The sequence below is a fragment of the Streptomyces otsuchiensis genome (assembly GCF_004305975.1).
In the GTDB taxonomy this organism is placed as follows: domain Bacteria; phylum Actinomycetota; class Actinomycetes; order Streptomycetales; family Streptomycetaceae; genus Streptomyces; species Streptomyces otsuchiensis.
Genome location: NZ_BHZI01000176.1, coordinates 1 through 12495 on the forward strand (window position 1 = coordinate 1; position 12495 = coordinate 12495).

The following is a 12495-nucleotide window of genomic DNA, read 5'->3' on the forward strand; positions in this document are numbered from 1 at the left end:
ATACCCCAGCCGAGCGTCTACGTGATCTACTCACCACCTGAAACCGGGCGGTGTTGCGACGACCCCTTGAACTCAAGGTCACGGCCGGGCCCACACCCGTTTCCGCGCCACCACGGCCGGGCGGCCGGCCCCGGTTGTCCCCGGGCAGCCGGGGCCCTCGCACGCGGCCGCCGCCCGCCGCCGCCCGCAGCCGCCGCCCCGGCCGTTCGGCGGGGCGAACGCGGCTGTCCGAATTTCCGAGCGCGAACACACTGTGTCCATGGGGTGAACGCGGAGTGTGTTCGTCGCGTGCGTCACACGGGTCACTCTTCACGCAGGAATCTCAATCTGCACATGTCAAGGGGGTGCGACCGGCTGAGGGGCGCGTCTGTCCGGAAGTCGGATACCCGCGAGTGGCGACCATCACATCTGCCCGTTTTCGCAAGGAGTAACCCGGCGCGGTTTGTCCGTTTTGGGACCAGGGTCCCTTTGATTGTCATCTCATCGTGATCTCAAAATGCTGACGACGGCCTTGTTATGACCAATAGTTGGTCCGGTTACGACCATGCCTATGTGGTCGTCATATCGGTGCCGGGCATGGGCAGGAGACACCCTCTTCGCGTATGCGGCGCCCCCCGAGCAAATGACATCTCCAAGGAGGCAGGGCCCATGCGCGGTGCGCGTAGCGCCAAGTGGGTGGCAGGTGCGATTGGTGTGGCTCTGGTCGCATCCGCCTGCGGCAGCGGTGACGACAACGGCAGCAGCGACGAAGGTGGCAGCGGCGGCGGTGGCGGCGGTGTCTTCACCGTCGACTCGGGTGAACCCCAGAACCCGCTGATCCCGACCGACACCAACGAGCAGTACGGTGCGCTGGTCATCGACAACGTCTTCGCCAACCTGGTGAACTTCGACGACGACGGTGGCCTCGTGTACACCGCCGCCGAGTCCATCGAGGCCAACGACGACGCCACCGAGTGGACCGTCACGCTGAAGGACGGCTGGACCTTCCACGACGGTGAGGCCGTCACCGCCGAGTCCTACGTCAACGCGTGGAACTGGGCCGCCAACATCTCCAACAACCAGAAGAACAGCTACTGGTTCCAGGAGATCGAGGGCTACGACGAGGTGCACCCCGAGGAGGGTGACGCCACCGCCGAGGAGATGTCCGGCCTCGAGGTCGTCGACGAGCTGACCTTCACCATCAAGCTCACCGACACCGTCTCGTACTTCAACTACAAGCTGGGCTACAACCCCTTCACCCCGCTGCCCTCCAGCTTCTACGACGACCCCGAGGCCTTCGGCGAGGCGCCGATCGGCAACGGCGCGTACAAGCTGGCCTCGTGGGAGCGCGAGCGGAAGATCACCCTGGAGGCCTACGAGGACTACCAGGGCGACAACAAGGCGCAGAACGACGGCGTCGAGCTCGTCACCTACACCAACCTGAACGCCGCCTACCAGGACCTGCTCTCCGGCAGCCTGGACGTCATCCGTCAGGTCGACGCGCAGAACCTGCCCGTCTTCCAGGACGACCTGGGTGACCGCGCGATCAGCCAGCCGTACATGGCGAACCAGACCATCGTCCCGGTCTTCTACAGCGAGACCTGGGAGGACATCGACCCGCAGGTGCTGCAGGGTCTGTCGATGGCGATCGACCGCGAGACCATCGTCAACACGGTCATGAACAACTCCGTCACCGTCGCCACCGGCTTCGTCGCGCCCGGCGCGATGGGCCACGAGGAGAACGCCGGCGGCGAGGTCATGCAGTACGACCCGGAGAAGGCCAAGGAGCTCATCGAGGACGCCGGCGGCGTTCCCGGCAACGAGATCTCCATCCAGTACAACTCCGACGGCGGCCACGAGCCGTGGGTCACCGCGGTCTGCAACAGCATCCGCCAGGCGACCGACGTCGAGTGCACCGGTGACGCCAAGCCCGACTTCCAGACGGACCTGAACTCCAGGGACGCCAAGGAGGTCAAGTCGATGTACCGCGGTGGCTGGATCGCCGACTACCCGCTGAACGTCGCCTTCATGAAGGAGCTGTACGGCACCGGTTCCTCCGCCAACACCGGCTTCTTCTCCAACGAGGAGGTCGACCAGCTCTTCGCCGACGGTGACTCCGCCGCCTCGCTCGAGGAGACCGTCGCCGCCTACGCGGAGGCCGAGAAGGCGCTCTTCGAGTACATGCCGGCCATCCCGCTGTGGCACCAGGGTGTCAACGGTGGCTACTCCGAGAACGTCGAGAACGTCCGGTTCGACGTCACCGGCCAGCCGATCCTGACCGAGGTCACGGTCAACTGAGCCGAACAGCGAACGCGGCGGTGACCAGCCGGATCCGCGTCGCCTGACACGAACCAAGGGGGCCGATGCGCCACTCCGTGACCCGGGGTGGTGCGTCGGCCCCTCCAAGCTGACATGGAGGAACAATGGGGCGCTACGTCGTGCGGCGACTGCTCCAGATGATCCCGGTCTTCATCGGGGCCACGCTGCTGGTCTTCCTGATGATGTACGCACTCCCGGGCGACCCCGTCCGGGCGCTGTACGGGGAACGCTCCGTCGACCAGGCCCAGATAGCGGCCATCAAGGCGGAGCTGGGGCTGGACCTGCCCCTGATGCAGCAGTACTGGAACTATCTGCTCGGTGTCTTCCAGGGTGACTTCGGTACCCAGATAGCCTCCAGACGGCCGGTGATGGACGTCATCACCGACGCCCTGCCCGCCACCATCCGGCTGACCGTGCTCGCGTTCCTGATCACGGTGGTCCTCGGCGTCGGCATGGGCCTGATCGCCGGTCTGCGCCGCGGTGGCAAGACCGACCGCGTGATCCTGTTCGTCACGCTGCTCTTCATCTCGGTCCCGGTCTTCGTGATCGGCTACATCTACCAGAACCTCTTCGCCAACACCCTCGGCTGGACCACGCCGACGGTGCGCGACCCGGAGGTCTGGACCCAGCTGATCCTGCCGGCCACCGTGCTGGCTTCCCTGTCGCTGGCCTATGTGGCACGGCTGACGCGCACCTCGATCGCGGAGAACGCGCGATCCGACTACATGCGCACCGCCAAGGCCAAGGGGCTCTCCCCGCAGCGGGCGGTGGGCGTCCACCTGATGCGGAACTCGCTGATCCCGGTCGTGACCTTCCTCGGTGTGGACATCGGCAACCTGATGGCGGGTGCGATCGTCACCGAGGGCATCTTCAACGTCAACGGCATCGGCAGCGCCGTCTACAAGGCCCTGAACTTCCGCGAGGGGGCGACGGTGGTCGGCATCGTCACCTTCATGATCGTCGTCTACCTCGTCGTGACCCTGCTCGTCGACCTGCTCTACGCGGTCCTGGACCCGAGGATTCGCTATGCCTGACAACTCCCTCGCGGGCGACCAGCACACCGCCCCGGTCGCGGCGGTAGCACAGGCCGAGGCCGGGCCTCCGCCCGGCAAGCCGCGTTCCCTGTGGTCCGACGCCTGGAACGACCTGCGGCGCAAGCCGAGCTTCATCATCGCCGGCGCGATGATCCTGATCCTGCTGATCATCGCCGCCTTCCCCGGGCTGTTCACCAGCGTCAGCCCCCGGGCCAGCGACCTCTCCGGCGCCTACCTGAAGTCGCCGGAGCTGACGAAGTTCTTCTCGCCCGAGTGGCTGGGCTACGACAGCCAGGGCCGGTCCATCTACGCGCGGGTCATCTACGGCACGCGCGCCTCGATCGTCATCGGCATCTCGGTCACCGCCATCGTGCTGTTCGTCGGCGGTCTCGTCGGCATGATCGCGGGCTACTTCGGCGGCTGGGTCGACGCGGTCGTCTCCCGGATCGTGGACACCTTCATGGGTATCCCGTTCCTGCTGGGCGCCATGGTCATCCTGGTCTCCTTCGACGTGCGCGGGAAGATGGTGATCACCCTCGCCCTCGCGGTGCTGGGCTGGACCACCATCGCCCGTGTGATGCGCGGCTCGGTCATCTCCGTCAAGCAGGCCGACTACGTGCAGGCCGCGCGCTCGCTGGGTGCCGGCACCTGGCGGATCCTGCTGCGGCACGTGCTGCCGAACGCCATGGCGCCGGTGATCGTCGTCGCCATGATCGCGCTGGGCGGCTACATCTCCGCCGAGGCGACGCTGTCCTACCTGGGTATCGGCCTCGCCGACCCGGCCATGTCCTGGGGCAGTGACATCAACACCGGCAAGGACCAGATCCGGGTCGCCCTGCATGTGCTGATCTTCCCGTCGATCATGCTCAGCGCCACCATCCTGGCGTTCCTGATGATGGGTGACGCCGTGCGCGACGCCCTCGACCCCAAGCTGCGCTGAGGGAGGCGTACCTGATGACAGAGAAAGGCATCGATCTCGTCAAGGACGAGACCGCCTCCACGCCGGGCACCCCGCTGCTCGACGTGCGCGACCTGCAGGTCGAGTTCCACACCCGTGAGGGTGTGGCCAAGGCCGTCAACGGCGTCAGCTACTCCGTCGAGGCCGGCGAGACGCTGGCCGTCCTCGGTGAGTCCGGCTCCGGCAAGTCCGTGACCGCGCAGGCGATCATGGGCATCCTGGACATGCCGCCCGGCCGGATCGCCGGCGGCGAGATCCTCTTCCAGGGCCAGGACCTGCTGAAGATGACCGAGGCCCAGCGCCGGAAGGTGCGCGGCAACAAGATCGCGATGATCTTCCAGGACGCGCTGTCCTCGCTGAACCCGGTCCTCTCCGTCGGCTTCCAGCTGGGCGAGATGTTCCGGGTCCACAAGGGCGCCTCCCGCAAGGAGGCCAAGGCCAGGGCCATCGAGCTGATGGACCGGGTGCGCATCCCGGCGGCGAAGGAGCGGGTGAACGACTACCCGCACCAGTTCTCCGGCGGCATGCGCCAGCGGATCATGATCGCCATGGCGCTGGCGCTGGAGCCGGACCTGATCATCGCCGACGAGCCGACCACCGCGCTCGACGTCACCGTGCAGGCCCAGGTCATGGACCTCCTCGCGGAACTCCAGCAGGAGTACCGCATGGGGCTGATCCTGATCACCCACGACCTCGGCGTGGTCGCCGACGTCGCGGACCGGATCGCCGTCATGTACGCCGGCCGCATCGTGGAACGCGGCGACGTCCGCGAGATCTACCGCGAGCCGGCGCACCCCTACACCAGGGGGCTGCTGGACTCCATCCCGCGGCTGGACCAGAAGGGCAGCGAGCTGTACGCGATCCGCGGCCTGCCGCCGACGCTCACCGCGCTGCCCGCGGGCTGCTCGTTCAGCCCGCGCTGCGACCGGGCCACCGAGCTGTGCGTCACCGAGCGCCCGCTGCCGGTCACGGTCACCGACGCCGAGGGCGCGCCCATCGCGGGCCGCACCAGCGCCTGCCACTTCTGGAAGGAGACCCTCCATGGCTGAGTCCACGCGTGAACCGATTCTGGAAGTACGGAATCTGGTCAAGCACTTCCCGCTCACCCAGGGCATCGTCTTCCAGCGGCAGGTCGGCGCGGTCCGCGCGGTCGACGACATCTCCTTCGAGCTGTACCCGGGCGAGACGCTGGGGATCGTGGGGGAGTCCGGCTGCGGCAAGTCGACGGTAGCCAAGCTGCTGATGAGCCTGGAGCGTCCGACCTCCGGGGAGATCTTCTACAAGGGTGAGGACATCTCCCGGCTGTCCGGCAGGGCGCTGAAGGCGGTGCGGCGGAACATCCAGATGGTGTTCCAGGACCCGTACACCTCGCTCAACCCGCGGATGACCGTCGGCGACATCATCGGCGAGCCCTTCGAGATCCACCCCGAGGTGGCACCCAAGGGCGACCGCGAGGCGAAGGTCCGTGAGCTGCTGGACGTGGTCGGGCTCAACCCGGAGTACATCAACCGGTACCCGCACCAGTTCTCCGGCGGGCAGCGGCAGCGCATCGGCATCGCCCGGGGCCTGGCGCTCAACCCGGAGATCATCATCTGCGACGAGCCGGTCTCGGCGCTGGACGTGTCGGTGCAGGCGCAGGTCATCAACCTGATGGAGAAGCTCCAGGACGAGTTCGGCCTGTCCTACCTCTTCATCGCGCACGACCTGTCGATCGTCCGGCACATCTCCGACCGGGTCGGGGTGATGTATCTCGGGAAGATGGTGGAGATCGGCAGCGACAGCGCGATCTACGACCACCCGACGCACCCCTACACCCAGGCGCTGCTCTCCGCGGTGCCGCTGCCGGACCCGGACGCGCGGGAGGGCCGTGAGCGGATCATCCTCACCGGTGACGTCCCCTCCCCGGCCAACCCCCCGTCCGGCTGCCGGTTCCGCACCCGTTGCTGGAAGGCGCAGGACCGCTGCTCCGAGGAGCTGCCGGTGCTGGCCGTGCCGCAGCGGTTCGCTGACGCGGACACCGCGGTCGCCCACGAGTCGGCGTGCCACTTCGCCGAGGAGAAGCCGCACGTGGCCCACGCCTGACGGCCACGGCCGTACCCACGGCGCCCTGCGGGGCGCCGGCAGCACGACCCGCACCACGGCGAACGCCGGGGCCCGCATCGGGCCCCGGCGTTCGCCGTCTGTCCGGGCACGGCCCCCGGAGCCCGCTTCCGGCGGCCCTTCCGGTTGCCCGGCCGCCGGCCGGGTGCGGCATTTGTGCGGCATTCGGGCGTACTTGTGCCGCCCTTCATCCGAATGATCCATGTCCGATGTGAAAAACACTAGAAAGGGCGATCTGATAGGCGGCGGATCTCGATGCTCGGCAGCCCGAGGAGGCACCAGATGCGCAAGGGCACCCGTCTGACCATGGCCGTCGCGGGGGCGACCGCCGTCGGCCTGCTGGCCACATCCTGCGGTGGCGGCGACGACGGCTACGGAGGCGGCGACGGTGGCAGCACCGTCCGTGCCTCCTGGGGCGACCCCCAGAACCCGCTGGAGCCCGCCAACACCAACGAGGTGCAGGGCGGCAAGGTCATGGACATGATCTTCCGCGGCCTCAAGCGCTACAACCCGGAGACCGCCGCCGCCGAGGACGCCCTCGCCGAGTCGATCGAGACCGAGGACCAGCAGAACTTCACCATCAAGATCAAGCAGGGCTGGACCTTCAGCGACGGCACGGAGGTCATGGCGAAGTCGTTCGTCGACGCCTGGAACTACGGCGCCAACATCGAGAACAGCCAGATCAACAGCTACTTCTTCCAGTTCATCGACGGCTACGCCGACGTCCACCCCGAGGACGAGGGAGCCGAACCGACCGCCGACACCATGTCCGGTCTGGAGGTCGTCGACGACCACACGTTCACCGTCCGGCTGACCGAGCCCTTCTCGCTGTGGCCCGACACCCTCGGCTACACCGCCTACTCGCCGCTGCCCCAGGCGTTCTTCGACGACCACGAGGCATGGCTGGAGAAGCCCGTCGGCAACGGCCCGTACATGATCGACAGCTACTCGCGCAGCCAGTCGATGGGCCTGGTCAAGTACGACGACTACGCCGGAGACGACGAGGCGCGGAACGACGGCGTGGAACTCCGCGTCTACACCGACAACAACACCGCCTACACCGACCTCCAGGCGGGCAACCTCGACGTCATCGACGACATCCCGGCCTCCCAGCTGAAGAACGTCGAGAGCGACCTCGGCGACCGCTACATCAACCAGCCGGCCGGCATCATCCAGACCGTCTCCTTCCCGCTCTACGACGACGCCTGGTCGGGCGAGGACATGGTCAAGGTCCGCCAGGGCCTGTCGATGGCGATCAACCGCGAGGAGATCACCGCGAAGATCTTCGCCGACACCCGCACCCCCGCCACCGACTTCACCTCACCGGTGCTGGAGGAGTCCGGCGGCTACGAGCCCGACCTCTGCGGCGACATCTGCGAGTACGACCCGGAGAAGGCCAAGGAGATGATCGAGGACGGCGGCGGGCTGCCCGGCGGCACCGTCACCCTCACCTCCAACGTGGACACCGGCTCCCACCGCCAGTGGATGGACGCCGCCTGCAACAGCATCAACAACGCCCTCGGCGACACGGGCGCCTGCACCGTCAACCCCGTCCCGACCTTCGCGGACTTCCGCAACCAGGTCACCGGCGACTCCATGACCGGGATGTTCCGCAGCGGCTGGCAGATGGACTACCCGCTGATCCAGAACTTCCTGCAGCCGCTGTACTACACCGACGCCTCCTCCAACGACTCCGGCTACAGCAGCCCGGACTTCGACGACCTCGTCGACCGCGCCAACTCCGCCGACGACGAGGACGAGGCGATCGACCTGTTCAAGCAGGCCCAGGAGGTACTGCGCGACGACATGCCGGTCATCCCGCTCTGGTACCAGAACGGCACCGCCGGCCACTCCGAGCGCGTCAGCGACGTCAAGCTCAACCCCTTCTCGGTGCCCGTGTACACCGAGGTCACGGTCTCCTGACGCCCCGGCCGGGGGCCGCCGCCCACCCTCGGCGGCGGCCCCCGGCGCCGCACCACCTCACCCACAGGAGGGCCCGTGGGGCGTTACGTCGTCCGGCGCCTGCTCCAGATGATCCCGGTGTTCATCGGCGCCACCTTTCTGATCTTCCTCATGGTGTTCGCGCTCGGCGACCCGGTCACCGGCCTCTTCGGCGACCGCGCCCCCGACGCCGCCACCGCCGCCCGGCTGCGCGCCGAGTTCAACCTCGACAAGCCCGTGTGGCAGCAGTACGTGCTCTACATGGGCAACATCTTCACCGGGGACTTCGGCACCGCCTTCAACGGCCGGCCGGTGACCGAACTGCTCGCCGACGCACTGCCGATCAGCTTCCGCCTGATGCTGGTCGCCATCGTCTTCGAGATCGTGGTCGGCATCGTCCTCGGCGTCGTGACCGGGCTGCGCCGCGGCCGCGCCGCCGACACCTCGGTACTGATGGCGACCCTCGTGGTGATCGCCATCCCCACCTTCGTGCTCGGCACCACGCTCCAGTTCTTCCTCGGCGTGCAGCTCGGCTGGATCAACCCGGCCGTCAGCCCGGCGGCCCGGTTCGACGAACTGATCGTGCCGGGCATCATCCTGGCGCTGGTCTCCCTCGCCTACGTCACCCGGCTGACCCGCACCTCGATCGTGGAGAACGCCCGCGCCGACTACGTGCGCACCGCCGTCGCCAAAGGGCTGCCCCGCCGCCGGGTCACCGTCCGCCACCTGCTGCGCAACTCGCTGATCCCCGTGGTGACCTACCTCGGCGCCGACATCGGCACCCTGATGGCCGGCGCCATCGTCACCGAACGGATCTTCAACATCCAGGGCGTCGGCTACCAGCTCTACGAGGGCATCCTGCGGCAGAACTCCCCGACGGTGGTCGGCTTCGTCACCGTCCTGGTGCTGATCTTCCTGATCGCCAACCTCCTCGTCGACCTCCTGTACGCCGTGCTCGACCCGAGGATCCGCTATGCCTGAACCCTCCCGGCCCGACACGCCGTTCGAAGCCCAGGGCGCCGCCGTCGCCGAGGCCGTCTCCTCCACCCCCGACCCCGGCAAGGCGCGCAGCCTCAGCTCCGACGCCTGGCACGACCTGCGCCGCAACCCGATCTTCGTGATCTCCGCGCTGCTGATCCTCTTCCTGGTCGTCATCTCGATCTGGCCGAGCCTGATCGCCACCCGCGACCCGCTCTACTGCCAGCTCGGCCGCTCCCTGGACGGCCCGGCCCCCGGCCACTGGTTCGGCTTCGACACCCAGGGCTGCGACGTGTACACCCGGACCGTCTACGGCGCCCGGGCCTCCATCGCCGTCGGCGTCTGCGCCACCCTGGGCGTGGCCCTGGTCGGCGCCGTCGTCGGCGGGCTGGCCGGCTTCTTCGGCGGGTTCTGGGACGCGCTCCTCTCCCGCACCACCGACGTCTTCTTCGCCATCCCGCTGGTGCTCGGCGCCATCGTCTTCCTGTCGATGATCAAGCTCACCGGGATCTGGCCCGTGGTGCTGGTGATCGCGGCACTCGGCTGGCCGCAGATCGCCCGCATCACCCGCGGCGCCGTCATCACCGCCAAACAGAACGACTACGTGCAGGCCGCCCGCGCCCTGGGCGCCGGCAACAGCCGGCTGCTGCTGCGCCACATCCTGCCCAACGCGGTCGCGCCGGTGATCGTGATGGCCACCATCATGCTGGGCACCTTCATCGCCCTGGAGGCCACGCTCAGCTTCCTCGGCGTTGGCCTGCGCCCGCCGACCGTCTCCTGGGGCGTGGACATCTCCGCCGCCTCCGACGGCATGCAGTTCCGCAACGCCCCGCACATCCTGCTCTACCCCGCCGCCGCGCTCTCCCTGTGCGTGCTGGCCTTCATCATGATGGGCGACGCCGTCCGGGACGCCCTCGACCCCAAACTGCGCTGAGGTGACGCCCGATGAGTGACGACCGGCTGCTCGAAGTGCGGGACCTCAAGGTCGAGTTCCACACCCGCGACGGCGTTGTCAAGGCGCTCAACGGCGTCAGCTACGGCGTGGACGCCGGGGAGACGCTGGCGGTGCTCGGTGAGTCCGGCTCCGGCAAGTCCGTGACCGCGCAGGCGATCATGGGCATCCTGGACATGCCCCCGGGCCGGATCGCCGGGGGCGAGATCCTCTTCCAGGGCCAGGACCTCCTCACCCTCGGCCGCGAGGAGCGGCGCCGCATCCGCGGCCCCCGGATGGCGATGATCTTCCAGGACGCGCTGTCCTCGCTGAACCCGGTCCTCTCGGTCGGCTGGCAGCTGGGCGAGATGTTCCGGGTCCACCGGGGGGCCTCCCGCCAGGAGGCCAAGGCCAGGGCCGTCGAGCTGATGGAACGGGTACGCATCCCCGCCGCCCGCCAGCGGGTGAACGACTACCCGCACGAGTTCTCCGGCGGCATGCGCCAGCGGATCATGATCGCGATGGCCCTAGCGCTGGAGCCCGACCTGATCATCGCCGACGAGCCGACCACCGCCCTCGACGTCACCGTGCAGGCCCAGGTGATGGAGCTGCTGGCCGACCTCCAGCGGGAGTACCGGATGGGGCTGATCCTGATCACCCACGACCTCGGGGTGGTCGCCGACGTCGCGGACCGGATCGCCGTCATGTACGCCGGCCGCATCGTCGAGAACGCCCCGGTCAAGGAGCTGTACGCGACGCCCGCCCACCCGTACACGCAGGGGCTGCTGGACTCCATCCCGCGGCTGGACCAGAAGGGCAGCGAGCTGTACGCGATCCGCGGGCTGCCGCCCAACCTGCTGCGCATCCCCGACGGCTGCCCGTTCCACCCCCGCTGCCCGCGGGTCCGTGACGTCTGCCGCACCGAACTGCCCCCGCTGTACGCGGTGTCGCCGGAGGTGACCACCGATCCCGGCGCCGAGGCGGACGCGGCGGGTGCGGATGCCGCGGGGTCCGACGCCGTCGGGTCTGACGCCGTCGGGCCGGATGCCGTCAGCCCGGATGCCGCGCCGCTCGCGGGCGCCGACGTGACCGAGGTGCCCGCGGTCGGCGAGCGGTCGAGCGCCTGCCACTTCTGGAAGGAGACCCTCGATGACGTCCACCGCCACTCCTCGTGAGCCGATCCTCGAAGTACGGGACCTGGTCAAGCACTTCCCGCTGACCCAGGGAATCGTCCTCCGCCGTCAGGTCGGCGCGGTCCAGGCGGTCGACGGGGTGTCGTTCGAGCTTTACCCGGGCGAGACGCTGGGGATCGTGGGGGAGTCCGGCTGCGGCAAGTCGACGGTGGCCAAGCTGCTGATGAGCCTGGAGCGGCCGACGGCGGGCTCCATCCTCTACAAGGGTGAGGACATCTCCCGGCTCTCCGGCAGGGCGCTGAAGGCGGTGCGGCGGAACATCCAGATGGTGTTCCAGGACCCGTACACCTCGCTCAACCCGCGGATGACCGTCGGCGACATCATCGGGGAACCCTTCGAGATCCACCCCGAGGTCGCTCCCAAGGGCGACCGGCGGCGCCGCGTGCGGGAGCTGCTGGACGTGGTGGGGCTGAACCCGGAGTACATCAACCGGTACCCGCACCAGTTCTCCGGCGGGCAGCGCCAGCGCATCGGCATCGCGCGCGGCCTGGCGCTCAACCCCGAGGTCATCGTCGCCGACGAGCCGGTCTCGGCGCTGGACGTGTCGGTGCAGGCGCAGGTCATCAACCTGATGGAGAAGCTCCAGGACGAGTTCGGACTCGCCTACATGTTCATCGCGCACGACCTGTCGATCGTCCGGCACATCTCTGACCGGGTCGGGGTGATGTACCTGGGCAAGATCGTGGAGATCGGCAGCGACACCGCGATCTACGAGCATCCGACGCACCCCTACACCCAGGCGCTGCTCTCCGCCGTCCCGGTGCCCGACCCGGAGGCGCGGGAGGGCCGTGAGCGGATCATCCTCACCGGTGACGTCCCCTCCCCGGCCAACCCCCCGTCCGGGTGCCGGTTCCGCACCCGCTGCTGGAAGGCGCAGGACCGCTGCGCACGGCAGGAGCCGCCGCTGGCCGTCCCCGTGGCGCTCTCCGACGCCACCGGCGCCGTGCTGCACGACTCCGCGTGCCACTTCGCCGAGGAGAAGCGGCACGTCGCCCACGGCTGACCCCGCGACGCAGTGGCGGGCGGAAGCCGGGCGCGGGCGGGTGGGGCGGACCGGACGAC

10 protein-coding genes are annotated in these 12495 nt (G+C 68.5%); all 10 read left to right on the forward strand.

Going from position 1 to position 12495, the window contains the following annotated elements:
* The first annotated feature begins 648 nt into the window (after positions 1-648).
* The 10 genes from E0D90_RS17165 to E0D90_RS17210 all read left to right on the forward strand — a co-directional run bounded on the left by E0D90_RS17165 (position 649) and on the right by E0D90_RS17210 (position 12436).
* Complete coding sequence (locus E0D90_RS17165) at positions 649-2277, forward strand: peptide ABC transporter substrate-binding protein (RefSeq protein WP_103504378.1); 1629 nt, start codon at positions 649-651, stop codon at positions 2275-2277.
* A 125-nt stretch (positions 2278-2402) separates the two neighbouring features.
* Positions 2403-3332 carry an ABC transporter permease gene (locus E0D90_RS17170; protein ID WP_103504377.1) on the forward strand — a complete coding sequence of 310 codons (930 nt, stop codon included), beginning with the start codon at positions 2403-2405 and terminating at the stop codon, positions 3330-3332.
* Complete coding sequence (locus tag E0D90_RS17175; RefSeq protein WP_130799134.1) at positions 3325-4272, forward strand: ABC transporter permease; 948 nt, start codon at positions 3325-3327, stop codon at positions 4270-4272. Before E0D90_RS17170 ends, E0D90_RS17175 begins: the two co-directional genes overlap by 8 nt.
* 14 nt (positions 4273-4286) lie before the next feature.
* Positions 4287-5339, forward strand: coding sequence for an ABC transporter ATP-binding protein (locus E0D90_RS17180; RefSeq protein ID WP_130799135.1), 1053 nt, complete (start codon positions 4287-4289; stop codon positions 5337-5339).
* Positions 5332-6372 carry an ABC transporter ATP-binding protein gene (locus E0D90_RS17185; protein WP_130799136.1) on the forward strand — a complete coding sequence of 347 codons (1041 nt, stop codon included), beginning with the start codon at positions 5332-5334 and terminating at the stop codon, positions 6370-6372. Before E0D90_RS17180 ends, E0D90_RS17185 begins: the two co-directional genes overlap by 8 nt.
* 300 nt (positions 6373-6672) lie before the next feature.
* Entirely contained in the window at positions 6673-8313 is a 1641-nt protein-coding gene (locus E0D90_RS17190; RefSeq protein ID WP_130799137.1) for a peptide ABC transporter substrate-binding protein, read from the forward strand.
* Positions 8314-8388: 75 nt separating this feature from the next.
* A complete protein-coding gene (locus E0D90_RS17195; RefSeq protein ID WP_103504372.1) occupies positions 8389-9312 on the forward strand; it encodes an ABC transporter permease in 924 nt (307 codons plus the stop codon).
* Positions 9305-10243, forward strand: a complete 939-nt coding sequence (locus tag E0D90_RS17200; RefSeq protein ID WP_130799138.1) for an ABC transporter permease — start codon at positions 9305-9307, stop codon at positions 10241-10243. The genes E0D90_RS17195 and E0D90_RS17200 overlap by 8 nt, the downstream gene beginning before the upstream one ends.
* A gap of 11 nt (positions 10244-10254) precedes the next feature.
* Complete coding sequence (locus E0D90_RS17205) at positions 10255-11415, forward strand: ABC transporter ATP-binding protein (protein WP_438827409.1); 1161 nt, start codon at positions 10255-10257, stop codon at positions 11413-11415.
* Positions 11390-12436 carry an ABC transporter ATP-binding protein gene (locus E0D90_RS17210; RefSeq protein WP_130799139.1) on the forward strand — a complete coding sequence of 349 codons (1047 nt, stop codon included), beginning with the start codon at positions 11390-11392 and terminating at the stop codon, positions 12434-12436. Before E0D90_RS17205 ends, E0D90_RS17210 begins: the two co-directional genes overlap by 26 nt.
* The last annotated feature ends 59 nt before the right edge of the window (positions 12437-12495 follow it).